The organism is Flavivirga algicola (assembly GCF_012910715.1).
GTDB lineage: Bacteria > Bacteroidota > Bacteroidia > Flavobacteriales > Flavobacteriaceae > Flavivirga > Flavivirga algicola.
This window is the reverse complement of the sequence record NZ_JABBHF010000018.1, coordinates 1-26,924: the sequence shown is the minus strand read 5'-3', so window position 1 is coordinate 26,924 and position 26,924 is coordinate 1. Positions and strand designations below refer to the sequence as shown.

Below are 26,924 nucleotides of genomic sequence, written 5' to 3'. Positions count from 1 at the left end.
ATTTGGAAGCATTTTATACTGTGGCATAGCTATTGAATTATATAGTTATAATGAATATCTTTATTAGTGTTTAAGTGTTTGATATTCATGATTTTAATGTTTTGAAGAATTAATATAATAAATGATCGATCGTGTTTTAATGACAGATTGACCTAAATATATATATGAAGAAATCTAATTTTATAGCCCTTGACAGTTTGTCATTACAGGAATTTGATGAGAACTCAGAATTAATTCCATTAATGACACCAGAAGATGAAGAAGCCATCAATAATGAAGAATTACCAGAAACATTACCTATTTTATCATTGAGAAATACGGTATTATTTCCAGGTGTTGTAATTCCAATTACGGCAGGTAGAGATAAATCTATTAAACTAATAAATGATGCCAATAAAGGCGGAAAAGTTATAGGGGTAGTATCTCAAAAGGATGAGTCTGTAGAAAATCCAACAGCAAAAGACATCAATGAAACGGGTACCGTAGCAAGAATACTACGTGTTTTAAAAATGCCCGATGGTAATGTAACGGTTATTATTCAAGGAAAAAAACGTTTTAAAGTGGCAGAGGTTCTCACTGAAGATCCATACATGAATGCTACTATCAGGGACATAGCAGAAGCCAAACCAGCGGTTAATAATAAAGAGTTTACTGCCATTATAGATTCTATAAAGGACTTGGCACTGGAAATTATTAAAGAGAGTCCTAATATTCCTAGCGAAGCGTCTTTTGCTATTAAAAATATAGAAAGTAATTCATTTTTAATAAACTTCGTGTCATCTAATATGAATCTTTCGGTGGCAGAGAAGCAGACTCTTTTAGAAATGGATGATCTTAAAAAGCGCGCTTTGGCTACGCTCAAGTATATGAATGTTGAATTTCAAAAGTTAGAACTTAAGAACGATATACAGTCTAAAGTTCAAATGGATATGAGTCAGCAGCAACGTGAGTATTTCTTGCATCAGCAAATGAAAACCATTCAAGAAGAATTGGGAGGTGTAAGTCATGATGAAGAGCTTGAAGAAATGAAGCAACGTGCTAGTGAAAAGCAATGGGATGAGAAAGTCGCTAAGCATTTCGATAAGGAAATAGCTAAAATGCAACGTATGAATCCCCAAGTTGCAGAATACTCTATTCAACGTAATTATCTAGAATTGTTTCTCGATTTACCTTGGAACGAATTTAGTACAGATAAATTCGATTTGAAGTATGCCAAGAAAGTTCTGGATAGAGATCATTTTGGATTAGAAGACGTAAAGCGAAGAATTATTGAATATCTTGCTGTACTAAAGTTGCGTAACGATATGAAATCGCCTATTTTATGTCTATACGGACCTCCAGGTGTTGGTAAAACATCGCTTGGTAAATCTATAGCAGAAGCACTGGGCAGGGAGTATGTACGAATTTCATTGGGAGGTTTGCGTGATGAAGCAGAAATTAGAGGGCATCGTAAAACTTATATTGGTGCTATGCCTGGTCGTATTATTCAAAGCTTAAAGAAAGCGGGTACTTCAAACCCAGTTTTTGTTTTAGATGAAATCGATAAACTATCTAACTCGCACCAAGGAGATCCGTCATCTGCCATGTTAGAAGTTTTAGACCCAGAGCAAAATAGTGAGTTCTACGATAATTTCTTAGAAATGGGTTACGATCTATCTAAAGTGATGTTTATAGCTACGTCCAATAGTTTGTCTACCATCCAGCCAGCATTGCGCGATCGTATGGAGATTATTAACGTCACAGGGTATACCATTGAGGAAAAAGTAGAAATAGCCAAACGTCATCTATTACCTAAACAATTAAAAGAGCATGGTTTGTCTGCAGATCATTTAAAGATTGGTAAACCACAATTGGAAAAGATTGTTGAAGGATATACCCGTGAATCTGGTGTTCGTGGTTTAGAAAAACAAATTGCAAAAATGGTACGCTATGCTGCCAAAAACATAGCCATGGAAGAAGATTATAATGTGAAGGTGTCTAATGAAGACGTTGTTGAAGTTTTAGGAGGGGCTAAGTTGGAGCGTGATAAATATGAAAACAATAACGTAGCTGGTGTTGTAACAGGGCTGGCATGGACACGTGTTGGTGGTGATATTTTATTTATAGAATCTATTTTATCAAAAGGAAAAGGAACACTTACTATTACTGGAAATTTAGGTAAGGTGATGAAAGAATCTGCTACCATAGCTATGGAGTACATTAAATCCAATGCAGATAATTTTGGAATTGACGCTACAATCTTTGATAAATATAATGTGCATATTCACGTACCAGAAGGAGCAACCCCAAAAGATGGTCCAAGTGCAGGAGTCACGATGCTAACTTCTTTGGTTTCTTTATTTACTCAAAAGAAAGTAAAGAAAAGTATAGCGATGACAGGTGAGATTACGTTGCGTGGTAAAGTCCTTCCTGTTGGTGGGATCAAGGAAAAAATCCTAGCAGCAAAACGAGCACGTATAAAAGAGATTTTATTATGTGAGGAAAATAGGCGTGATATAGAGGAGATAAAAGCAGAGTACTTAAAAGGGCTTACATTCCACTATGTGACAGATATGAGTGATGTTATTAAAATAGCACTTACTAATCAAAAAGTCAAAAACGCTAAAAAGCTTTAAAATAAGACCTCGATTTACTTCGAGGTTTTTTATTATTTAAAATAAAAGATACTTGCCATCGTTTTAAGATAGATTTACTTACTTTGTATTGTAAATATGCTAAAGAAAATTGTAACATTTTTTTGCTTGTCTTTTAGTACGCTATCTATATCGCAAGTGGGTGGAGAGACGACCTATCAATTTCTTAATTTAATATCGTCGCCCCGTCAAGCTGCATTAGGAGGAAAGATACTAACTAATGTCGATTACGATGTTACGCAAGGACTATTCAATCCAGCAACCATTAATGTTGAAATGGATAATCAATTAGCGGTAAATTACTCAAGCTATTTAGGAGGTATTAGCTATGGTACGGCTTCTTATGCATATACTGTTGATAGACGTACACAAACATTTCACGCAGGGATTACCTATATTAATTATGGTTCGTTTGATGGGTATGATGAAAATGGTAATAGTACAGGAACATTTACAGGTAATGAAGCCGCACTTTCTATGGGGTATGCGTTGCAAATAGGTTATTCCGATTTTTATTTTGGTACCAATGTAAAGTTTATTACATCAAAATTAGAACAGTATAATTCATTAGGTATTGCCGCTGATTTAGGTTTGTTATATATTAATGACAATATAGATTTTAATGCTGCGATAGTTGTTAGAAACTTAGGAACTCAAATAACTACTTATGCAGGGCTTAATGAGCGTCTTCCTTTTGAAATAGCTTTTGGGATGTCCCAACGATTAGAAAATGTACCCATTCGTTGGCATGTCACTTTTGAGAACCTTCAAAAATGGCCAATAGCACGCCCCAATCCTGCACGATCTGTTAGCGACTTGGGAGGCAATCAAACCAATGAAAAAGTTGGTTTTTTAGGGCAATTGATAAGGCATACGATTCTTGGAGCAGAAATATTTCCTGAAGGCGGTTTTAATATAAGGCTCGGTTATAATTTTCGTAGAGGAGAGGAGCTTCGAATTGTAGATCAGCGAAACTTTTCGGGGCTCTCCGCTGGGATATCGATTAAAATGAATAAAATGCGTTTTAGTTATACGCATGCGAAGTATACTAGTGCAGCAAATTCAAACTTTTTTGGCTTACAAATAGATTTGCGGTAGGTTTTATTCTAAACCTGACTTAATATATGTCAACCCTTTTAATTTTAAATGGGAATCTGTTTTAATTTGAATTCGAACCTCTGGTTTTTTTCTTTAGTAGCTAAAGACTATTTTTGTTTCTTATTATACTTTATGAACAAAATCACAATAGCCATAGATGGGTTTTCTTCAACGGGAAAAAGTACTGTGGCCAAACAACTAGCTAAATATTTAGGTTATATCTATGTGGATACTGGAGCTATGTACAGAGCCGTTACACTATATGCTATGGAAAAAGGACTCATTAGCGATGATGATTTCAATATTGAAGCATTAGTTTATCAATTACCAAATATTGAAATAAGCTTTAAGTTTAATGAAATCCTTGGTTTTGCAGAAGTATATTTAAATGGCATTAATGTAGAAAAAGAGATTAGAACCTTAAAGGTTTCTGGTTTTGTTAGTCAAGTGGCAGCAGTTTCTCAAGTTCGGCATAAATTGGTCGAGCAACAACAAAAAATGGGAAAAGACAAAGGCGTGGTAATGGATGGAAGGGATATTGGTACGGTTGTTTTTCCTGATGCTGAACTTAAACTATTTATGACAGCTTCTGCCGAGAAAAGAGCAATAAGACGTTATGAAGAACTTATAGGTCGAGGTGATAAAGTTGTTTATGAGGATGTTTTACAAAATGTTCAAGAACGCGATCATATAGATACGACTCGCAAAGATTCTCCATTAGAAAAAGCTAAAGATGCTATCGAAATTGATAACTCAAGTCTTAGCCTAGAAGAACAGTTTGATAAAATTTTACAATTGGCCAAAATGACTATTGAGGACATCGAATAAAAAAACGGCTTGGTCACTGAGCGTAGTCGAAGTGCAGCCGTTTTTTATTAAATCAATTCCTTAACTTAGATGTTAGGGATAATTAATTCTTGATCTGGATGTATTAAATCAGGATTCTTTAAAATATCAGAATTAGCTTTAAAAATATCCTGGTATTTTGATGCATTACCATAATATTGTATAGCAATTTTCCCTAAAGTTTCTCCACTTTTAACGGTATGTCTGTGAAAAACACTTTCATCTGCAACTTTGATATCGGCCATAATATCTGTTGGGTTTTCACCACCAATTTCTTTTATTTTATCCCAAATTAGATTTTTTTCATAAGGTGTATTGGCAGTTCCCCAAACCTTTAAAACGCCATTTTCTTCTTGTACATCACCGTTTTGAATGTTTAAAGATTCGCCTAAATCTAATACTGCTTGGTATTTTGCTTTCATAGTTTTATAAGTGTTAAATTATTCAGTTTTTCATTTTACAATATAATAAATTTCTTATATAAAATTTATTAAAGGCTAAGCTTTTTATTTCTAATATTTTGGACACAAAATAGATATAAAAGTCACATTATAAAAGTTTATTTTATCAAATTAGGCTAATTTATTGAAAATATGTATTTTTGCACTCCTTTTAGCGAATTAGTGGAAAGATAAAAGGACGAAACATATATTTATAACTCTTCTGTGTGTTAATCGCATAAGGCTTTCCCAAAACATACAGAATACAAATTTTAATCAGCACATGGCTGAAAAAGCAAAACAAGCTGAAGTTGAAGCAACAGATGCTCCAAAAGCAGAAGCTCCAGTAGTATCTGAAGCTCAGGCAAATCCAGAAAAATTCTTAAAAGAGTTCAATTGGCATAATTATCAAGAAGGTATTGATGAGGTTGATGGTAAACAACTTAAAGAATTTGAAAAATTAGTAGCAGAAAATTTCGTTGATACGCTTAACGATGAGGTTGTTGAAGGTACTGTGGTTCATATTACAGACAGAGATGCAATTATTGACATCAATGCAAAATCTGAAGGTGTAATTTCATTAAACGAATTTCGCTACAATCCTAACTTAGCTGTAGGAGATAAAGTAGAAGTATTAATTGATGTTCGTGAAGATGCAACTGGACAATTAGTATTATCTCACAGAAAAGCACGTGTTATTAAAGCTTGGGATCGTGTTAACGCGGCCCATGATAGCGGTGAAATCGTTAATGGTTTTGTTAAATGCAGAACTAAAGGTGGTATGATTGTAGATGTTTTTGGAATTGAAGCATTCTTACCAGGTTCTCAAATTGATGTAAAACCAATTAGAGATTACGATCAGTACGTAAATAAAACTATGGAATTCAAAGTTGTTAAAATCAACCACGAATTTAAAAACGTAGTCGTATCTCATAAAGCTTTAATTGAAGCAGATATTGAAATACAGAAGAAAGAAATTATTGGTCAATTAGAAAAAGGTCAAGTACTAGAAGGTGTTGTTAAAAACATTACTTCTTACGGTGTGTTTATTGATCTTGGTGGCGTTGATGGTTTAGTTCATATCACGGATTTATCTTGGTCTAGAATTAATCATCCAAACGAAATCGTAGAATTAGACCAAAAACTTAATGTTGTAATCCTTGATTTCGATGAAAACAAATCGAGAATTCAATTAGGATTAAAACAATTAAGCAAACACCCATGGGAAGCTCTTGCAGAAGAGGTGAAAGTAGGTGATAAAGTTAAAGGTAAAGTCGTTGTTATTGCAGATTACGGTGCATTTATTGAAGTAGCCGATGGTGTTGAAGGATTAATTCACGTATCTGAAATGTCATGGTCTACACATTTACGTTCTGCACAAGATTTCGTTTCTGTAGGTGATGAAGTTGAAGCTGTTATCTTAACTTTAGATAGAGAAGATCGTAAAATGTCTCTTGGTATCAAACAATTAACTCCAGATCCATGGACAGATATTACAGGAAAATACCCATTAGCTTCTAAGCATACAGGTGTTGTACGTAACTTTACAAACTTTGGGGTTTTTGTTGAATTAGAAGAAGGTATCGATGGATTAATTTACATCTCTGATTTATCTTGGACTAAGAAAATTAAACACCCTTCTGAGTTCTGTGCAGTTGGAGACAAGTTAGATGTTATTGTATTAGAGTTGGATGTTGAAGGACGTAAATTAAGTTTAGGTCATAAACAAACAACAGAGAATCCTTGGGATAAATATGAAACAGAATTTGCTCTAGAAACAGTTCATAATGCATCTATAGCTGAAATAGTTGATAAAGGAGCTACTGTAGAATTTAATGACGATATCGTTGCTTTTATACCTTCTCGTCATCTTGAAAAAGAAGATGGAAGCAAACTTAAGAAAGGTGAAGCTGCAGAATTCAAAATCATTGAATTTAATAAAGAGTTTAAACGTGTTGTAGCATCTCATACAGCTGTATTTAAAGCTGAAGAAGTTGCAAATGTTAAAGCAGCTGTTAAGAAAGCAGCTAATGCGGCGGCAGAAGCAAAACCAACTTTAGGTGATGCCAATGATGCTTTACAAGCTCTTAAAGATAAAATGGACGGGAAAGCATAATATTTTCCAAACCATAAAAATAGAGAAGCCTTCAATTTTTTGAAGGCTTTTTTTATTTGGCTCTTTTTGAGATAAAAAGATAAAACTTAATATATAGATTGTATTCTTTTTGATATAGAATTTAGTTCAACAACTTTAAGTAAGCCTACTAATAAAAACAAAGCCATAGAGATATACGTATTTAAAAATGCTGAAGATAATCCAATAACATAAATGGATACACAAGCAAAATCCATAGTTAACCTATTAAAATGAACCGCTATTGGAGATTTTTTTTCGTGAATTTTAATAATAGAATTTCTTAGTAATAGAAATGACAACTGACTCATAAGAAGTACAAAACCGTATAGTACCACAGGAACAACATCTGTGTGATGATTACCTTGTCCAATCCAACCAGTTGTAAATGGGATGACTGATAGCCAAAATAATAAGTATAAATTTGACCATAAGACTTTTCCATTTATTTTTTCTGCAATTTTAAATAATTGATGATGAGTCACCCAATAGACACTAACATATAAGAAACTTACCAAATAGCTAATAAATGTTGGTACGATTTCAAAAAAAGCTTCTAAGGTATATTCTTTTGGTGCTTCTAGTTCTAAAACCATAATGGTAATAATAATAGCTAGTACACCATCGCTAAAGGCCTCTAGTCTTTCAGAGGTCATTTCATTTTTCATTGTAAGCTCAAATTAGCATTGTATAAAAGGGTTTTTAATTCTTTGTAGATTTATGTTAAAGAGGAAAATGGATGACACTTTCCTCTGTTTTTCTACATTGTTAAAACCGCTGCGTAGAAATTTATAAAGAACCCTTCCATTTTTGCTGGATGTTCTTTAATGAGAATATTTCACTGTTTTATTTATAATAATTCCTGTCATCAGGAGCTTCATTTAGGGTAAAAGTGTGTTGATATTCAGGATCGTATACATTCAATATCGTATAAGTGCCTGAGGTTTTCCAAGATTCACCATCCCAAGAGCCATCACTATTTAATACTTTTTGAATATGTTGAGACTGAATTAAAACACGTCCCCAAAACAGCCACTTACCATCTATGTTGTGCACAAAATAAACCCTAACAGGATCTAATTGAAAAATTCGGGCACTTGGCTTGTCTTTAAATTCAAATACCATACCTTCAACATCTTTAAGTGTTATTGGCGTTTTCTGGTGTTTTTCCAGATCGAAAACATGAACAGGAAACCCCTGTTCTGTTGTTAGTTGTAATGTGTCATTAATTTCTACAAAACTTCCCATTTTTATATTTTTAAATTATTAATTAATTTTCTTCCAAACATGTTGTCAATTTTTTTGAATCTATTTTTGTGAAATAGTGTTACCTTGTGTTTAGAAGAATGAAATTCATTTTAGTTATAGCATTCTAAAACATGGCCCGTAATGTAGCCCCTCTTTACCTGGAATTGGTATTTGCATAAGTGGTAATGCATATTGTTCTAGTTTAAACATGACCTCAATGGCATTTACTAAAGCAGCTTGACCTCTTCCATTTATAGCCCAAGCATCTTCTAGAAACTTTACCAGATCTGTATAAACTTCATCGAAACTGTTCAATAAATACCAAACTTTTGGAGAAACATCTTCCTTTTTATAACCTCCTTCTGGTATTCTAGCGATATTGTGAGTTTCTGGTCTCGGCACGGGATCTTTGAAGTAATATTTGTCTCCCTCTTGAACAATTTTCTTTTGGTAATAAACCTCCCAAAAGCGATAAAAGTGAGCTAGATTATCCATGCCCGTACTAGCAGGTGTTACATTTTCAGATCCTTCACCTTGTTCTTTAATCATATCAATGGCTTTAGAAACACTTTCGGCATCTGCCATGACCCACCAGGATAAAGGACCTGCTAATTGGCGTTCGACATCCATTTTGGGTTGCAATTCTTGAAATAATTCATTAATACGGTCGTACAGCTCACCTATGGTCGTATTATGTTCATGACTTTGAATGTGTTTTGTTGTCCCAATTTTTCCATCTTGATCACAAAGTCCACCGATGCTTACCAGTTCTTTTGTTTCATAATCATATATTTCTGCAATTTCCTCTGGTAACTCGATTTCCATGAAATTTCTAAGAGAACAATCATTTAAACCCTCTAGGTATAGGTAAAGCTCTGGGTGTACACCCCCAGGAAGGCCAGAAGGAAACTTTAACCTGTTTTCGGTATTATATATTCTTGGCTCACCCCCAATTCCTACAATCATGTTGCAGACCATAGCCATATGAAGCATTTCTTCTTGAAAAATATTGCGAATTGATTTTGCAACTTCATTTTCATTGTCCTTAATGGTCCACATGGCCTGTAAATAGATGGGAATGGTTGCGAATTCTAATACGACAGCACTATTTAAAAGTTCTTTTAAAACATGTAATTTGTCTTCTTCAACATTTTCTACAGATTTTGAGTGTAGAATTAATTCTTTTACATTGTTTAATTTAGTTGCTTTCTCCTGAAAGGCATTCTTGAATTGTATTTCTTTTGTTAACATTATTTGTCTTGGAATTAGTTTGGTTTGTTTGTTTTTCAATAAAATGATTTACTAATCTAAAAGCCATTGCCGTAAGTGTAAGTGTAGGATTTACGGCACTTCCTGTAGGGAAAGCAGCATTGGAACATACGTATAGATTATCAGTATCGTGTACCTTCATGAATTTATCGGTTACGCTATTTTCTGGACTTGTTCCCATACGAGCAGTTCCTGTTGTATGATGCCCTCCTGGTTTATCCACCCGAGAGGATATGACTTCCAGTCCCATTTTTTCAATGATCTGTTCCAATAATTTTAAGCGATCATTGGCATTTTTCATTTCTTCTTCCGTTCTGCTAAAATGGACTGTTGTTTGCGGCAGACCAAAACGGTCCTTACCAGGTTTAGCCTCTAATCTATTGCTGTATTTACCTTTTTCTTCTAAAAAAGCTTGAATATTAATAGTCATTTCTCCATAGACTATTTCATCTATCTCTTCTCTGGTTTTTCCATCAATCATTAATTGAGCAATATCAACATTTGGAGTCGTACGATTTTTAAACATAAAAATCTTTCCTTTTTTTTGATGCTCTTTGGTATTATAACTGTGCGACATTAGGGTTGGGAAATCGTATTCCTGAAACCAACCATTAGGGTTTGATGGAGCTTTACCAACCACATTTAGCATAGAATGTGATACCACAAAACGCCCTACTAAATCATGATCGTTTCCAATACCATTTTTCCAGAATTCATTTTTTGAAGCTCTTAATAGTTTAGGAACATTGTAGGCGCCAGATGCTAAGATTATTGTATTGCCTTTAACCGTATACTCATTACCGCTAAGATTATCTGTGTATGTTACAGATTCTATTTTCGATTTACTGGAAGCATTCACTTGGTGTACGGGTGCGTTTATTCTAACCTCAAAATTGATGAACCGTGTATCGTTTTTTAAATCATCTAATACATATTGAGCATTAAACCGACCGCCAATAGGGCAATATTTGCAAGTTCCTGTTGTCATACATTTTCGGTAACGTGCAATAGGCATTTTTCCAGATTTTATCTTGTTTTTTGTTCCAGGGTTTATATCACCATCTTGGTATACAACATCCAATTGTTCCCAAGCCTTAATCATTTCTCCATCGGCAGCAGTCCATTCGAAAGGAGGAACAGGGTACGGTTTCGATCTTGGAACCCAATTAGCATTATCGTCACCACATACAGATAAAAACGCTTCAGCATCATTGTAATAGGTTTCTAGATCTTCATAATTAATAGGCCAATCTGCTCCTTCTCCTGTATTAGTGAACAGGTTAAAATCTTCTGGTCTAAAACGTAAACACCAGGCTCCCCAGTGCATAGTGGATCCCCCGTATGCTTTTACACGAACTCCATCGGTTTGATAATCGATGTTGCCTGTAGAATCGGCTTCAAATTTTTGATCGTAAGTAAAGGTATATGGTCTTTCTCCTCGGGTAATATAATCCCACCAAAAACGCCTGTCTTTGGCTATGATTTCGGGACCTGCTTCCAAAATTAATATGGAGGTATCGTGTCTGTGTTCCAACAAACCTTTGGCTGTAGTTGCCGCTGCAACGCCACCACCAACAATTATATAGTCAAACTGGTTTTTCATTCCTGATCGTTTTTATGATTATTAGTATCTGGATTATAAGCACGTACTCTGGGCGTACGATTGTATCGTGTTCCTCCTAAGAACCCATGATAATTCCTTGCTTGCTCCCCATCATATTTGGTTCCCCAACTCTTGAATCCGCCAGCAGTAATTTGCATTCGGATAAACTCATTAACCACATATATTTTACAATGAGCTAATCGGGTAGTTGGTGGTGCATTATTGTCTATGCCACTTTCAAAGAATAACTTTTTATAAGCATCTTCGGTTCCATACATGGCTTTTAATTCATTAATCACATAAATAGCATTTACATATTCTCCTGCATAATTAGGAGCATTTTCGGTTTTTGCTTTTAGCATTTCATACCATGAGCTCCTTTGGTTATTGGAATTATAAATGGTATTAGCCCAACTGGCTCCTATGGCTTCAAAGATTTCCCATAAGGCTTCTTTATTTTGATGTGTAAGGCTTTGTCCTTCGGCAAAAATTAAACCAGCAGAAAGTGTTTCATTGCAGACAGCCCCCCCAATAGAAGTAAGTTCTGTATTCATAAATTGTGTGTTTAAAAGATTAATTGTGTACATGTTTTGAACTCTTTTTAGCTAAAGAGTTCACGTTCCATATAGTGTTGTGTTCCTTTTTTGAAATAAATATTGGTCCATGAATTATCTGTAGCCAAATAATCGCTAAAATAAACTTCATCAAATCCATTGTTTGCTAATTGATCGCGGAATTCAAAATGATTGAATAAACGGGTAAACTCTGTAAGATACACATCCACTACATTGGTGTTACCACGAATAATGATCATATTCTCATCGTTATTTTGTGTTGATGCTTTTGAAAAATTAGCAGATCCAGTAATAAGGATTGGATCATCTGTCAATGGGTCTACAAAAAGATATTTGGTATGCAAATATTTAACATGATCGTTTAAGCCAGTTAGATGTTCGGCTTCCCAGTTTTTTAGACCTTCTTCTTTTATTTCTTGGTCATTAATCACAGCTCCTAGAGCAATTCTATTGTTTGGGGTATCTTTAAATTCATCAAAGGTATTCCCTTCATGTTCTAATAAAATGTATCGAAGTGAATCGTCCTCTTTGCTCATGATATCTGCAAAATCCTTATTCACTCCAAAAGCTGCTGTAAAACCAATAGATTGTTTTGCTTCTTCAATTTGTTTTCCGTACCAATCCAAAACACTTAAATCAGGTCTGGGGCTAAAAATTGGAGTAATTCCTTTTGGTACACCTTTTTTTGGAGTAGGGGTGTGGTCTTCATTTAAAGGACGAATTTCTTTCATCTGAGGATCTTTGGAAAGTCGTGTCCAATATTCTAAATATGCCTCAGCGATGATTTCGTCCCTTACTATATGGCCGACATTTGATTGTCCAAAAATTCCACCTTTTGTAAAATTAGTGGAACCCATCCATACTTCTATTGGCTTTCCTTTATATAATAATACAATATATTTATTATGTTTTATGGATGAGTTTGCTGTTCTGGGGATCATTAATTTTTCAACACCAGGGACGTTGGCTATAGCTTCATCCGTATTTTTCCAAGGGCCAGCTTTAGATCTGTCGTAAACAATCTTTACATCTGCGCCTCTTTTTGAAGCATCGTATAAAGCTTGAATAACTGGTACGTAATCAAATTCGTAAGCAGCTACACGCAAGGCATAATCTTTTCCTTTTGCTTCCCCTATAAAAGCCAACATGGCTTCCTCCAAACCTCGGGATAACCATTTATAGGCTTCATGATTTGGGATTTCTTCGGGGTTTTTATTGTCAAATTTTCTAGCATAGGCTTGACCTACTGTACCACGATTAAAGAAGACACCGTGTTCTCCTGAGTTTGGATTTTCGGTAATAATCTCTACTTTAATTTCACTACCGTTTTTTCTGTTTTCAGGAGTCCCGTAAACTGGCGTTGCAGAATATTCGTAATTGGTATTGGGTACTGCGGTATAATCACCCCAAAGAAAAGATTGAATTAAACTTTCATCATTTTTATTGCCGTTTTTTTCAAATTCTTTAAACCCTTTAAGTGTTTTTGATTTTCCTGAAGCAATTTCTTTTCGTTTTAGCAAAAAACCTAATAATTCTTTTCTTGCAGTTTCGTTTACATCCAAACAAAGTAATACAACATGGGTTCCTGCTATGACATGCAATGAAACACCATTTGCTTGATTTCTTAATCTCATATATTCAATTTATTGGTTACATTTAATAGTTTTTTTGAGCTATTAAATAATTAATTACACATTTTAATTAAGACAGAAATCAATCCATCTATATGAGAGAAATTTCGTCACTAATCTAGTTTTATTTTTTTACAATAACAAGAAAAATCATACACTCTTTATTATTTATAATCATTTTAGGCTAAAATTATAAAGACAAAAAATATGTAAAGTATTGATGATGTATAGATTATGTCAATATGCCAAGATTAAAAATTCTAGTTATATAAAATATTGCATTGTACAAAAGATGTAATTACTAATAAATGGCATTTAAATAGTTAAAACATTTTTTATTGGCATCATGATATTGATGGTATAAGTCCTAACTTTATGTTTATACTTCTAAAATTTTGCATTATCTTTGTATTCCAGATACGTTTGGATAGTATATATGAGTCAAAAAGTTTTACTTAACGCAAAAGAGGTAAACATCATTCTTCATCGATTGGCTTGTCAACTTATTGAAAAACACAATGACTTTTCTAATACAGTTTTAATTGGTTTACAGCCACGGGGTATTTTCTTAGCTGATAGATTAGCGAAAATATTGAAAGAAGATTATCATGTTAAAAACATTCAATTAGGCCATCTAGATATTACATTTTACAGGGATGATTTTCGTAGAGGGGAGAAAACGCTTGAAGCTAATACGACTAAACTTAATTTTTTAGTAGAAGATAAAAACATTGTGTTTATTGATGATGTTTTATATACAGGTCGTAGTATTCGTGCTGCTTTAACTGCCATTCAGTCTTTTGGTAGGCCAAACGAAATAGAATTATTAACGTTGATAGATAGACGTTTTAGTAGACATTTACCTATACAACCAGATTATCGGGGCAGGCAAGTAGATGTTATAAATAACGAAAAAGTAAAAGTAAACTGGGAAGAGCATGATTATGAGGATTCTGTTTATTTAATTGAAAAATAATAGTCTTCTAGAGCTAGAAATAAAGGGGGAGATAGATCGAGCTTTATGGTTTTGCTTAAGACAAGTGAAGTCGAGACCTAATCTAATAAAAAACAGGCAACTGATAATTGCCACTGAATATTAAAAAAATATGAGTGAATTAAGTGTCAATCACTTATTGGGAATAAAGTATCTTAATAAACAAGATATCCAACTTATTTTTGAAACTGCCGATCATTTTAAAGAAGTTATTAATAGACCTATTAAAAAAGTCCCTTCGCTTAGAGATATTACCATAGCTAACCTTTTCTTTGAAAATTCAACAAGAACAAAACTATCATTCGAATTAGCCGAAAAAAGACTTTCAGCTGATGTTATCAATTTTTCGTCAGGCCAGTCTTCGGTTAAAAAAGGCGAAACCTTAATAGATACGGTTAATAACATTTTATCTATGAAAGTTGATATGGTTGTCATGAGGCATCCAAATCCTGGAGCTGGTGTATTTTTATCAAAACATATTAATGCTAGCATTATAAATGCGGGTGATGGTGCTCATGAGCATCCAACGCAAGCGCTTTTGGATTCTTATTCTATAAGGGAAAAATTAGGAGATGTAAAAGGAAAGAAAGTTGTTATTGTTGGAGATATTCTTCATAGTCGTGTAGCACTTTCAAATATATTTGCACTACAGCTTCAGGGTGCGCAAGTCATGGTTTGTGGACCAAAAACATTGTTGCCCAAGTATATTGATAAACTTGGAGTAAAGGTTGAGACTAATTTACGTAAAGCATTAAAATGGTGCGATGTAGCAAATATGTTGCGTGTTCAAAATGAGCGGATGGATATTAGTTATTTTCCATCAACTAGAGAGTATACACAGCAGTTTGGTGTTAATAGAGAATTGCTAGATTCATTAGATAAAGAAATAACGATCATGCATCCAGGCCCCATTAACAGGGGGGTGGAAATTACCAGTGATGTTGCCGATTCAAAACAATCAATTATTTTAGACCAAGTTCAAAACGGTGTCGCTATAAGAATGGCAGCTATATATTTATTAGCATCTAAAATAAAACAGTAGATTATGATTTTAGACCAAAACGGAAATACTTCTATAATCACACAGGAAAAGGCCACGGTTATAGAATTAGTTAAAAAATTACAGGCTTTATATCCTAAGTTCAAAAACAATAACATCATTGTTGTTTTAACAACTTTAGATAAGCTGAGTTTACAAGATATTGTTGAATTTCTTGATGTTTCAAATAGGCATCGTGCAGCTAAACAATCTTTTGTAATTGTTTCAAATAGTATTAACCTGGATGATATTCCAGACGAAATTATAGTTGTACCAACTATTCAGGAGGCTTATGATATTATTGAAATGGAGGAAATGGAGCGCGATTTAGGACTTTAAATTTGAATATGACTGAATCACATCTAGCGCAGATAAATATTGCAAAAAGACTAGCTCCACTTGATGATCCTATCATGTTGGATTTTGTTAACAATTTGGATAGAATTAATGCTTTAGCAGATAAAAGTGAAGGTTTTGTATGGCGTTTAAAGGATGAGAATAAGGAATTGGCAGCTCAGGTTTTCCAAGACGAAGCTTTGCTTATTAATATGTCGGTCTGGGAAAATATCGAAGCTTTATTTAATTACACTTATAAATCGGGACATATCGAAGTTTTTAAACGTAAAAAAGAATGGTTTGACAAAATGAAAATGATGCATATGGCATTTTGGTTTATACCTAAAGGACATGAACCAACATTTCTCGAAGCTAAAAACAGACTGGATTATTTAAATAAGCATGGCGAAACGCCTTATGCTTTTAGCTTTAAAAGCAAATTTACAGTCACAGATTCATTAAATTACAAACCTGTCTTGTAATATGAGGCTCACAATTTTAGGCTGTTATAGTGCAACTCCAAGAACACTAAACAATACGACATCCCAAGTATTAGAAATTAATAACCATATGTTTTTAATTGATTGTGGGGAAGGCACTCAAGTACAGCTCCGTAAGCATAAAATAAAGTTTAATCGTATTAAACACATATTTATATCGCATCTACATGGGGATCATTTTTTTGGATTGGTTGGTTTAATATCAACGTTTAGGTTGCTTACCCGAGAAACAGATCTGCATATTTATGGCCCAAAAGGTATTAAAGAAGTGGTAACCTTACAAATGAAGTTGGCTGATTCCTGGACTAATTATAATCTTATTTTCCATGAGTTAACTTCGAATGAATCAGAACTAATTTTTGAAGACGACAGGGTAGAAGTACACACTGTGCCATTAAATCATAGGGTTTATACCAATGGATTTTTATTTAAAGAAAAAGAAGGCAATCGTAAATTGGATATTGATGCTGTTGAAGCGGCGAATATCCATGTTGCTTATTACCGAAAGCTAACACAAGGTTTTGATGTTGTAAATGAAGATGGTAAAACTATTAAAAATGAATCGGTAACTAAAGCTGGTTTAAAACCAAAGAGTTATGCCTTTTGTAGTGATACCATGTATAAGGAGGACATTGTACCTATTATAAAAAATGTAGATGTGTTATATCATGAATCTACTTTTTTAGAAAAACACGCACATTTAGGTCCGAAAACAAAGCATTCTACTGCAAAAGAAGCAGCTACTATAGCAAAGTTAGCTCAAGCAAGTACGCTGTTACTAGGCCATTATTCAACACGTTACGATAGCCTGAATGCTTTTAAAGAAGAAGCACAAGAAGTTTTTGATAACGTTGAGTTATGTGAAGATGGCAAAACTTTTGAGTTTTAATTCACTTCTTCCAAGTCTAAAATCCAGTCCATAGCTTCATCTAAAGATAGACAAGGGTGAATTTTAATTTTAGAGAACCTTTTTTCTAAAGTAGCATTCATATACATCATATGATTGTAATATACAATGGCACAACTCTTAATTAAATTGTACTGTTCGACCTTGATCCAATTATGAGGATCTATAGAATATGAGTTTACTCTGTTGGATATAAATCCTAATTTAGCATCTTTACCATAAAAATCTATGATTTCTTTAACTAGTATCTCAATCTTGGACCAATCTACGTGTAAACCAGCATGTAATTCTGATATTATGAGTTCTTCGCAGAAGTAGAAGTTTCCAAATGGCATTTCTAATTTGTAATATTTTAAGGTACTACTATAGGTAGAATTTTCAAATTTCATATAGGGCAATTTAGGGCGGTACGAATTTACAACGTTTTGTAAAATTTTTATACTTTCAAAAACATTATTTTCTTATTTTATTGTAATCGATGTATAATAAATCGAGTAAGTGTAATCTTATGAGAAAAGAAGGGGGTTTTTAAATTGAAAATCTAAATTTTGTGTCACAATAACAATCTCTATTTACAAATAAAGATTGGAAAATTTTTGGCTTAATTTATAGCCTCTAAGTTGAGTACCCAATCTATAGCCTCATCTAAAGATAGGCACGGAAGAACCTGAATTTTTGAAAATCTTTTTTCTAAAGATGCATTCCTATACATCATATCATTGTAATATATAATAGCACCACCTATCACCATGTTATTTCTATTATATTTTTCAGCTTTAGTCCAAACTTGTGGGTCCACCGAATAAGAATTAATTCTGTTGGATATGTAGCCCACTTTATCATCTTTACCGTAAAAATTTAAAACATCTTTGGCAACTTCTTGGATTTTAGGCCAATCTAAATGAATACCAGCATGTAATTCTGATATTATGAATTTTTTACAGAGGTAGAAATAACCAAAAGACATTTCTAACTTGTAATAATTAATCGTTTTGCTGAACGGAGAGTTTTCAAATTTCATAAAAAATTTTGATTGATAGTAATAATGCTAATTTACGATGTTTTACAAAATTTCAATACTCAAGAAATATTTTTGTTATTTTGTAGTCTATGGAAAAGGATTTAAGCAATTATAGAAAGTCTTACGAAAGGCACGAATTACTACTAAAGGATGTGCCAGAAAACCCAATAGAATTATTCCAGAAATGGTTTTACGAAGTTGATAAATTCTTTACTAAAGATGAAACGAACGCAATGACAATATCTACTATTGGATTAGATGGATTCCCCAAAAATAGAGTTGTACTTCTGAAGCGTTTTACCTATGAAGGTTTTATTTTTTATACGAATTACAACAGTGAAAAAGGCAAGGCTATAGCCCAAAACCCAAATGTTTGTTTGTCTTTTTTTTGGCATGGCGCAGAACGCCAAGTTATTATAAAAGGAAAAACAGAAAAGATTGCTGAAAATTTAAGTGATGGCTATTTTGAGTCCAGACCAAGAGGGAGTCAATTAGGCGCATTAGTTTCAAAACAAAGTGAAGTGATTGAAAGCAGAGATGCTATTGAAAAAAGACTTTTAGAATTGGAAAAAGAATTTGAAGGAAAAGAAATACCTAGACCAACTCACTGGGGTGGTTACATAGTAAGACCTTCAGAAATAGAGTTTTGGCAAGGGCGCCCCAATAGATTGCATGATAGAATTAGGTTTATACTTCAACCTGATTATAATTGGAAAATAGACCGACTGTCCCCTTAAATCATCGTTTAAGTGTGTGTATTGTCGGTTGAAATAACACTTCGTCGATAAAAAACAAAATAATACGACAAAAAGCACGTTTTTAATCGATTTTAACATTTATTTAACATTTACTTCAGAGTAGGCTGCTAATTTTACGAAACCTAATCTAAATTACCTACTTATGAAATCAGTAATCAAACTGCCTTTTTTGGCATTGTTGGCTGTATTTGTACTTACTTCATGTACAACAGACAGCATAGATGATAAAACAGATGCTGTTGAGTTAAATCTTGTTGCTCAAGAAGCCAAAGACATAGAAATAGATATTCTAGAGCTTATAAATGATTATAGATTATCATTGGGGTTGAATCCTTTAAATGATATGTCTGTAGTAAAATCTGTGGCATTTAGCCATACAGATTATATGATTGATAATGATCAGGTATCACATGATAATTTTTATACCCGTAGTAACTACTTAAAAGCGAATGCTGGTGCTAAAAAAGTGTCTGAGAATGTAGCATACGGATATAGTTCTGCTGAAACTGTTGTTAAGGCTTGGATTAAGAGTGAGGGCCATAGGGGTACTATCGAAGGCGATTTTACAAATTTTGATATTTCGGCTGAAAAAAATGATAACGGAAGATGGTATTTTACTAACATCTTTATAAAAAAATAAATTGCTTTTATTTAAGCAATTGAAAGTATAGCCTAATTTTAGTAAAACTTACATGATGGCATTGTGTATTGTGAAATTAAAATAGGTTATGTATTGATAACTTAATCGTTATTGAATTTAGCTTTAGGTAAAGGTCCTCCCAATAAAATGGGAGGATTTTTTATTTATACCTTAATATGGCGCCCTATTATAATTAAAAAAGCCGTCATAAGATGAAATCTTCTGATGGCTTTTACATAATTATTATTGAACTAAGCTTATACTATTCCATTTTAATCACAATAAATTGTGTACGCCTGTTGGCTTGATGCTGTTCTTCTGTACAATCCATGGTATCATCACAATCATTAGTTAATTTTTGCTCACCATAACCTTTATATTCAGTAATTCTATTGGGGTCCACTCCTTTATCTACTAAATACTTGTAAGTAGCATTTGCTCTGTCTAAAGATAGTTTGTCATTGTATTTCGAAGAACCTCTAGAATCTGTATGTGATTCTATTTTAATGATCATACTTGGATACGTATTCATCATTAAATTAACGATTCGATCTAATTCAACAGTACCGTCACGTCTAATATCAAACTTGTTAAAGTCAAAATAAATAGGGTAGAGTTCTGTTATTGGGGTTACCTTTTTTACTATACGGTTTAAATTAAAATCGGCAGTAATACTTCTAACTTTATTTTCTAGGCCTTTAGAGGAGACCTGTCTGGTGTCTTCTATATAGTTATCTTTTTTAATATTTATAATATAGTCGGTATCTCTATCTATATTTATTTCATAATTTCCATCGTCATCTGTTTCTAAACGTGCAATTTCTTTATTGTTACTATCAAGTAGTGTAACCATTGCATTTGGCACAGGTGTATTTGTAGTTATGTCTGTAATGGTACCTTCAATTTTTAATTGTGGAATTCTGTCATATGCATAAATATCATCGCTACCAATGCCTCCATTTCTGTTCGATGCAAAATAACCAGACAAACCATCTTCATTCATGAAGAATGAAAAATCATCTTTACTTGAGTTCACAGGAACCCCAAGGTTAAGAACACTAATTATATTATTGTCTTTGTCTGAAACGGTTCCGAAAATATCCAATAAACCTAAGCCTGGGTGCCCATCTGAAGAAAAGAATAAAACACCTTCGTTATTTATAAATGGAAACCTTTCATTTTTATCTGTATTGACTACATTTCCTAGGTTTTGAGGTTTACCAAAAGAACCGTCATTGTTTATATCTACATAGTAAATATCTGTCCCACCAAAACCATCAGGCATATTGGAAGCAAAATACAATTTTGTTCCATCGTTATTTAGTGCGGGATGTCCATTAGAGAAGTCGTTACTGTTAAAAGGCAATTCTTCAATATTTGTCCATTCATCTTCAATTAAGGAAGCTTTATAAATTTTAAGGTTGGTCATTCCTTCCTCATCCTTTCCTAAAACATTTTTGCTGAAATTGTTTCTGGAAAAAAATATGGTTTTACCATCCTTAGTTATGGTTATTGGACCTTCATGATAAATAGTATTTATATCACCTTTAAGTTTAGATTTGTGATCTATAATACTATCATTAACACTTTTATCTGTTACATAGATGTCTAAAAAAGGTTCTTCGTTCCAACCGTAAATATGTTTTGTTGAAACCCCTGTATTTCTCGACGAAGCAAAGTAAATATGACCATCATGTTCGTAAGCTCCAAAATCGCTATATTTTGAATTGAAATTAACATCAGTTAAAAAATACTGTTGCTTTGCATTAAAAATAGAGTTAATAAAATCTGAATCTTTTAAAAACTTTTCGTCATTTATTTCTCCTCCAGCCTTTTTATAACGTTTTAACCAAACACGAGATTCTTTATAAGCTTTTACGCCTCTTAGTGCTTGGGCATAGTTGTAATAGTATGCTATAGGCACATTGGGCTGTTCCACTACTTTTTTATAGTATACTACAGCGCTATCTGGATTTCTCATAAAGGCATAGCTATCTGCTAATTGTCTGGTTGCATAATCGGCATTAAAGTCTTTTTCTATAAGATTATGATACACTTGGGCAGCACTAACAAACGAAAATTTGTTAAATAGGTTATCCGCCTTTTTTTGAGAACCATATTGAGCAAGTACGGGTAGGCTTGTTAGCAATATGATGCTTGTTAATAAATAATTTCTTAATCTCATGGGGTCATTAGTTTTAATTATAAACCTACACTAATTAGTTAATTAGTTGTCGTTTTTGTTTATTTAAACATAGTTGATTAAAGCTTTGTTATTATTCCATTTTTACAACGATAAATTGCGTACGTCTATTTAATTGATGCTCTTCTTCTTCGCAGTCTTGTCCATCTTCACAACCATTTGTTAATCTACGTTCACCAAAACCTTGATGTTCAGTAATTCTTTCTGGAGCAATGCCTTTGGAAATTAAATATTCGTAGGTTGAATTTGCTCTATCTATAGATAATTTGTCATTGTATGTAAGGTTACCTCTCGAGTCTGTATGAGATTCAATTCGAATCACCATATCAGGATAATCGTTTTGCATGAGACTAACTATTTTATCAAGTTCTAAAGCAGCATCTTCTCTAATATTATATTTATTGAAATCAAAATAAATAGTGTTTAGCTCTGCAAGCTTTATAACATTAGGAACTGGATTTAATAATAAATTAGCATTAATAGTGACAAGTTCTGTCTGAATGTTTTTAGAGGTAAATGTTCTGTAGTCGTCAATATATTTTTCTTGACTAGCAACAATTTTATAGTCTTTGTTTCTGTCTATGTTTATTTGATAATAACCATTTTCATCGGTTATCATGTTGGCTATCTTGTTACCTTTATCATCAAACAAAGTGATAACAGAATTAGCAATAGGATTCATGTTAATAGCATCTGTTACAACTCCTTCAACATGAAGAACAGGTTCTCTGTGATAAGCATATATATCATCACTACCACGACCACCTTTTCTATTGGATGCAAAATAACCTGTAATGCCATTTGGATTCATTGAAAATGAAAAGTCGTCTTTATTGGAATTTACAGGGACACCTAAATTTATAACATCAGCTATGCTATCGTCATCTTCTCCTTTAATCGTTGCAAAAATATCTAACAAGCCTAAACCCGTATGTCCATCTGAAGAAAAGAATAAAACACCTTCGTTATTTATAAATGGAAATCCTTCAGCGCTTTCGGTATTTACGATATCTCCAACATTTTGTATGTCTGTTAGAGTACCATCGGGTTGTATGTTGACATACCATATATCTGAACCTCCTCTGGTTCCAGGTCTATCGGATGTAAAATACAACTTGGAATCATCAATATTTAAAGCGGGGTGTTGTGTGGAAAAATCATCACTGTTAATTGATAAATCTTCTATATTTGTCCATTCACCATCAATCAAAGTCGCTCTATAAATCTTCATGTTTGTTAAACCCTTTTTGTCTTTAGCTTCAACACCTTCTGTAAAATTATTTCTAGAAAAGTACATGGTACGGCCATCCTTTGTAATCGTCACTGGCCCATCATGATAAATGGAGTTAACGTCTCCTTTTAACTTTCCTGTATGATCAACATTTTTTCTAGATCCGACCTCAGTAACGTAGACATCTAAAAAGGGTTGCTCATTCCAACCATAAAGCCGTTTTACAGAAACACCTTCATCTCTGGAAGACGCGAAATATACTTTACCATCATGCTCAAAGGCACCAAAGTCACTATATTTTGAGTTGAAACGAACCCTATCTAAAAAATACTGTTGTTTAGCTCCAAAAACACTGGTGATAAAATTGATATCTTTAGAAAAATCATTGGCATTTACGACACCTCCAGAATCTTTGAAACGCTTTAACCAAATTTGGGAGTCGTCATATTTTTTCATACCCCTAAGTGATTGTGCATATTTGTAGTAATACTCAATAGGCACATTGTCTTGCTTAACGACATTCTTATAATATCTTGAAGCATTTCTTGGGTCTCTTAAATAAGCATAGCAATCTGCTAATTGACGGGTTGCATAATCCTTATTATAATTATTTTGAATAAGTTCTCTGTAAACTTTTGCAGCTTTTACAAAAGAGAATTTATTGAATAATGTATCGGCTCTTTTCTGTTTTCCTTGTTGAGAAAATACAGAAAAGCTTAACATTAAAGCGATACAGACTAATATGTAGTTTTTATTTTTCATATAAAAATCGTATTAGAAATATCTTGGTGATTTTAATTTAGAACTTAAGAATTTAAATTCATATATAAGCAATATCTCATGGGTTCCGGTCGTGTAACTGGCTATGTCTGAAATTGGTTTTTCGTAAGCATAACCTACACGTAATTGTCTAGAAACTTGAAAATCTGCAATACCACCGATAGCAGCGGTTTGCTCATTAATTCTATAAGAACCTCCTATCCAAAATTTCTCATTATATAAGAAATTAGCGGTAAGATCGAATGATAAAGGAGCACCATTAGTTGCTTTTATTAAACCAGCAGGTTTAAATTTGAAACTTTTGCTTATATCTAGTACACCACCAAGTGTAAAGTAGTAGCTGATACGTTCTAAAGCTTTGTAATCTCCTTGTTTGTTTTCATCTGTATTTAATATTCTAGGAGCAGATAATCCTGCATAAAACCTGTTAGTATGGTAGTATACCCCAGCACCAATGTTAGGAGCCCAACGGTTTTCTGTTCCACTAAAGAAAGGGTCTTCAGAAATTGTAGGGTCGTTTATAAAATCCTGATCAAAACTATAGCCTGTAAAACCACCTTTTACACCAAAAGCTAATTTACCAGTCCTTCCAGTAGGGATTGTATATGAGAAATCACCATATAGATATGAATAGTTTTGTGGGCCTAAATCATCCTCGATAAATGTAAGACCTAATCCAATTCTATCATTCCTTAACGGCGTGTGTATAGAAAGTGTTTGTGTTATAGGGCCTCCTTTAAAACCAACCCATTGGCTTCTATGTAACCCAACGATGCTTAAAGCTTCTCGACTTCCTGCATAGGCTGGATTTATTGAGATTGTATTGTACATATACTGCGTGAATTGCGGTAATTGTTGTGCAACTCCAACCGTACAGCTTAACAATGCAATAGCGATTATATTAAATTTAATAAGTCTCATAGGTTATGTTTTTATTTGGTTCCTAAGTAAACAGGTCCTGTAATAGGATTCAATCCACTATTTTGTAATTTTATTATATAGTAATATGTTCCGTTAGGGACTTTTCCAGCAGCTCCAATTGATGCGCTACTAGTCGTACCATTCCAATCATTTTGGTAATTGTCAGATTCGTACACTAAAGCTCCCCATCTGTTAAATATTTTTACGTCATAAATAAATCCACATAATTCAATACCTGAAATCTCAAAATATTCATTATAAGCATCACCATTAGGAGTTACGGCTTTAGATATTGTAATATCGTTTTCTCCACAAGGCAGTACCACACAATCTGCATGTACATTCATAGTAACTTCGGTAATACTTATACAACCTTCATCGGTAGTTGTATATCTGAACTTATAATCAATTCCACCACTTTCTGGCAAGAAATCTAAGCTAAGTTCTAGATTAGAAGGATCGAATACACTACCAGTCAATGTAGCGGTCGTATCACCCTCTAAAAGTTCCCAAGTACCATTAGTATTAAGACCATCGGCTAATAAATTATTCATATTAATAGCGCCTTCATCATAACACCAGTCTGGTGCAACGACTTCGGTAACAACTTCGTCTAGCGAGACAAAAAGTGTTTGTGTATAAACTTCTTCATTGTCGCATTCGTCTCTAACTGTCCAAGTTCTAACAATCTCATAATCTGCAAATACGTTTTCATCAAATGAGTTTGTTTCGTTAAATACAACAATAATATTGGTTGAACAGTTATCGCTAAAGGTTAACTCTGGTGCGTCAGGTATATCGGTACAACTCACATTTAAGGTTGCTTCAAAAGTTGTTGTTGGCACAGGAGCTGTTGTATCTTCAACTGTTATAACTTGTGTATGCGTTGCTGTTAAACCACATTCATCGGTAGCTGTCCAGGTACGCATTATTATATAATTGTTAGGACAATTACCATTTGTTTTAACATCTTCAACAGTTACGGTAGCATCGCCACAATTGTCTGTTGCGGTTAATGTTTCTGCATCTGGTATAGCATCACATTCAACAGTTGCAGTAGTTGCTGGAAGTGTTCCTTCAAAAGTTGGAGGTGTTGTATCTTGTACTGTAATAATTTGTGTATGCGTTGTTGTTAAACCGCATTCATCCGTAGCCGTCCAAGTACGTGCTATGGTATAATTGTTAGGACAATTTCCGTCTGTTCTAACATCATCAACTGTTACAGTTGCAGAACCACAGGTATCTGTAGCTGTTAAAGTTTCAGCATCTGGAACAGCATCACATTCAACAACTTTGACAAGATCAGGAAGTATCCCTTCAAAAGCAGGAGGTGTTGTGTCTTGAACTGTTATTGTTTGAATATGTGTGTTGGTTAACCCACATTCGTCAGTAGCGGTGTAAGTACGTGTAATAGTATAGTTATTAGCACAATTTCCATCAGTTCTAACATCATCAACCGTTACAGTTGCAGAACCACAATTATCTGTAGCTGTTAAAGTTTCAGCATCTGGAACTCCACTACATTCAACAGTTATATTTCCAGGAAGTGTTGTTTGCTCAAATTCTGGAGCAGTTGTATCTGATGTTGAAATTATTTGGTCGGCATTTGCTTCATTTCCACAGGCATCCGTAGCTGTCCAAGTACGTGTAATTGTAAACGTTCCAGGGCATGCACCATCTGTTCTAACATCTACAAAAGTAATGATAGGATTTGCATCGCAATTATCTGTTGCAGTTGCTGTACCAAAAGCTATTGGTGTTAGATTATCACTACATTCTGCTGTTTGGTTAGCTGGTAGTGTAAGGACCGGAGGTATTGTATCATCAATTATAATTGTTTGGATTACATTGATCGTATTCCCACAATCATCCGTAATACTATACGTTCTAATAATCGTTTCAGCACAAGTATTATTGTCAGAAACATCCGAGACAAAAGCCACAACAGGGCTGGAGGTACAATTATCCGCCTCATCGGTAACAACAGTTATATCTGGCGTTGGAACATCAGCCAAGCACTCTACAGTAATATTGGCAGGGTTCGAAGCTGTCGGCAATGTGGTGTCGCTGACATTGATTATTTGAGTGGCAGTTGCCGTATTGTTGCAGGCATCTGT

At 33.8% G+C, this 26,924-nt stretch carries 24 protein-coding genes; 11 read left to right on the top strand and 13 right to left on the bottom strand.

What is annotated here, in order from left to right; all coding sequences use genetic code 11:
- Positions 1–164 precede the first annotated feature (164 nt).
- The 3 genes from lon to cmk all read left to right on the top strand — a co-directional run bounded on the left by lon (position 165) and on the right by cmk (position 4,559).
- Positions 165–2,615, top strand: a complete 2,451-nt coding sequence (gene lon, locus HHX25_RS20670; RefSeq protein ID WP_169677326.1) for an endopeptidase La — start codon at positions 165–167, stop codon at positions 2,613–2,615.
- Positions 2,616–2,711: 96 nt separating this feature from the next.
- Positions 2,712–3,731 (top strand): type IX secretion system protein PorQ, encoded by a 1,020-nt coding sequence (gene porQ / locus HHX25_RS20665; protein ID WP_169677325.1) that lies wholly within the window; start codon positions 2,712–2,714, stop codon positions 3,729–3,731.
- 132 nt (positions 3,732–3,863) lie between these two features.
- Positions 3,864–4,559 (top strand): (d)CMP kinase, encoded by a 696-nt coding sequence (gene cmk, locus HHX25_RS20660; protein WP_169677324.1) that lies wholly within the window; start codon positions 3,864–3,866, stop codon positions 4,557–4,559.
- Positions 4,560–4,624: 65 nt separating this feature from the next.
- Here cmk and HHX25_RS20655 read toward each other — a convergent pair whose 3' ends face one another.
- Positions 4,625–4,999 carry a LysM peptidoglycan-binding domain-containing protein gene (locus HHX25_RS20655; protein WP_169677323.1) on the bottom strand — a complete coding sequence of 125 codons (375 nt, stop codon included), beginning with the start codon at positions 4,997–4,999 and terminating at the stop codon, positions 4,625–4,627.
- A 301-nt stretch (positions 5,000–5,300) separates the two neighbouring features.
- Between HHX25_RS20655 and rpsA the strand changes: the two genes are divergently transcribed.
- Complete coding sequence (rpsA, locus tag HHX25_RS20650) at positions 5,301–7,133, top strand: 30S ribosomal protein S1 (protein ID WP_169677322.1); 1,833 nt, start codon at positions 5,301–5,303, stop codon at positions 7,131–7,133.
- 86 nt (positions 7,134–7,219) lie between these two features.
- Here rpsA and HHX25_RS20645 read toward each other — a convergent pair whose 3' ends face one another.
- The 6 genes from HHX25_RS20645 to HHX25_RS20620 form a co-directional block, all read right to left on the bottom strand.
- Complete coding sequence (locus HHX25_RS20645; protein ID WP_205958085.1) at positions 7,220–7,819, bottom strand: TMEM175 family protein; 600 nt, start codon at positions 7,817–7,819, stop codon at positions 7,220–7,222.
- Positions 7,820–7,997: 178 nt separating this feature from the next.
- On the bottom strand, positions 7,998–8,399 hold the full coding sequence (locus tag HHX25_RS20640) for a hypothetical protein (protein ID WP_169677321.1): 402 nt from the start codon (positions 8,397–8,399) through the stop codon (positions 7,998–8,000).
- 114 nt (positions 8,400–8,513) lie between these two features.
- Positions 8,514–9,650 (bottom strand): ferritin-like domain-containing protein, encoded by a 1,137-nt coding sequence (locus HHX25_RS20635; RefSeq protein ID WP_169677320.1) that lies wholly within the window; start codon positions 9,648–9,650, stop codon positions 8,514–8,516.
- The gene (locus HHX25_RS20630; protein WP_169677319.1) at positions 9,598–11,271 is read right to left on the bottom strand and encodes a GMC oxidoreductase; all 1,674 of its coding nucleotides are present in this window, start codon (positions 11,269–11,271) and stop codon (positions 9,598–9,600) included. The genes HHX25_RS20635 and HHX25_RS20630 overlap by 53 nt, the downstream gene beginning before the upstream one ends.
- Positions 11,268–11,825: a hypothetical protein gene (locus tag HHX25_RS20625; protein ID WP_169677318.1), complete on the bottom strand. Its 558-nt coding sequence runs from the start codon at positions 11,823–11,825 to the stop codon at positions 11,268–11,270. Before HHX25_RS20625 ends, HHX25_RS20630 begins: the two co-directional genes overlap by 4 nt.
- 47 nt (positions 11,826–11,872) lie before the next feature.
- Positions 11,873–13,480 (bottom strand): phospholipase D-like domain-containing protein, encoded by a 1,608-nt coding sequence (locus HHX25_RS20620; RefSeq protein ID WP_169677317.1) that lies wholly within the window; start codon positions 13,478–13,480, stop codon positions 11,873–11,875.
- A 433-nt stretch (positions 13,481–13,913) separates the two neighbouring features.
- Here HHX25_RS20620 and pyrR point away from each other — a divergent pair, with 433 nt between their 5' ends.
- The 5 genes from pyrR to HHX25_RS20595 all read left to right on the top strand — a co-directional run bounded on the left by pyrR (position 13,914) and on the right by HHX25_RS20595 (position 17,235).
- A complete protein-coding gene (pyrR, locus tag HHX25_RS20615) occupies positions 13,914–14,453 on the top strand; it encodes a bifunctional pyr operon transcriptional regulator/uracil phosphoribosyltransferase PyrR (RefSeq protein WP_169677316.1) in 540 nt (179 codons plus the stop codon).
- Between the two features lie 130 nt (positions 14,454–14,583).
- Positions 14,584–15,513 (top strand): aspartate carbamoyltransferase catalytic subunit, encoded by a 930-nt coding sequence (locus HHX25_RS20610; RefSeq protein WP_169677315.1) that lies wholly within the window; start codon positions 14,584–14,586, stop codon positions 15,511–15,513.
- 3 nt (positions 15,514–15,516) lie between these two features.
- Positions 15,517–15,849 carry a ribonuclease Z gene (locus tag HHX25_RS20605; protein ID WP_169677314.1) on the top strand — a complete coding sequence of 111 codons (333 nt, stop codon included), beginning with the start codon at positions 15,517–15,519 and terminating at the stop codon, positions 15,847–15,849.
- Positions 15,850–15,857: 8 nt separating this feature from the next.
- Positions 15,858–16,328, top strand: coding sequence for a DUF3291 domain-containing protein (locus tag HHX25_RS20600; RefSeq protein WP_169677313.1), 471 nt, complete (start codon positions 15,858–15,860; stop codon positions 16,326–16,328).
- 1 nt (position 16,329) lies between these two features.
- Positions 16,330–17,235: a ribonuclease Z gene (locus HHX25_RS20595; protein WP_169677312.1), complete on the top strand. Its 906-nt coding sequence runs from the start codon at positions 16,330–16,332 to the stop codon at positions 17,233–17,235.
- Here HHX25_RS20595 and HHX25_RS20590 read toward each other — a convergent pair.
- A complete protein-coding gene (locus tag HHX25_RS20590) occupies positions 17,232–17,642 on the bottom strand; it encodes a hypothetical protein (RefSeq protein WP_169677311.1) in 411 nt (136 codons plus the stop codon). The two genes, HHX25_RS20595 and HHX25_RS20590, sit on opposite strands and share 4 nt — an antisense overlap.
- A gap of 212 nt (positions 17,643–17,854) precedes the next feature.
- Positions 17,855–18,274, bottom strand: a complete 420-nt coding sequence (locus HHX25_RS20585) for a hypothetical protein (protein WP_169677310.1) — start codon at positions 18,272–18,274, stop codon at positions 17,855–17,857.
- Positions 18,275–18,363: 89 nt separating this feature from the next.
- On the opposite strand from HHX25_RS20585, the gene pdxH reads away from it, so the two are divergent.
- Positions 18,364–19,011: a pyridoxamine 5'-phosphate oxidase gene (gene pdxH, locus HHX25_RS20580; RefSeq protein ID WP_169677309.1), complete on the top strand. Its 648-nt coding sequence runs from the start codon at positions 18,364–18,366 to the stop codon at positions 19,009–19,011.
- Positions 19,012–19,174: 163 nt separating this feature from the next.
- Entirely contained in the window at positions 19,175–19,672 is a 498-nt protein-coding gene (locus HHX25_RS20575) for a CAP domain-containing protein (protein ID WP_169677308.1), read from the top strand.
- Between the two features lie 262 nt (positions 19,673–19,934).
- On the opposite strand, the gene HHX25_RS20570 is transcribed toward HHX25_RS20575, so the two are convergent.
- The 4 genes from HHX25_RS20570 to HHX25_RS20555 form a co-directional block, all read right to left on the bottom strand.
- Complete coding sequence (locus HHX25_RS20570) at positions 19,935–21,857, bottom strand: OmpA family protein (protein WP_169677307.1); 1,923 nt, start codon at positions 21,855–21,857, stop codon at positions 19,935–19,937.
- A 91-nt stretch (positions 21,858–21,948) separates the two neighbouring features.
- Positions 21,949–23,868: an OmpA family protein gene (locus HHX25_RS20565; protein WP_240964595.1), complete on the bottom strand. Its 1,920-nt coding sequence runs from the start codon at positions 23,866–23,868 to the stop codon at positions 21,949–21,951.
- A gap of 12 nt (positions 23,869–23,880) precedes the next feature.
- The gene (locus HHX25_RS20560) at positions 23,881–24,807 is read right to left on the bottom strand and encodes a PorP/SprF family type IX secretion system membrane protein (RefSeq protein WP_169677306.1); all 927 of its coding nucleotides are present in this window, start codon (positions 24,805–24,807) and stop codon (positions 23,881–23,883) included.
- Between the two features lie 11 nt (positions 24,808–24,818).
- A partial coding sequence (locus HHX25_RS20555; RefSeq protein ID WP_169677305.1) for a gliding motility-associated C-terminal domain-containing protein occupies positions 24,819–26,924 on the bottom strand: 2,106 nt, incomplete at its 5' end.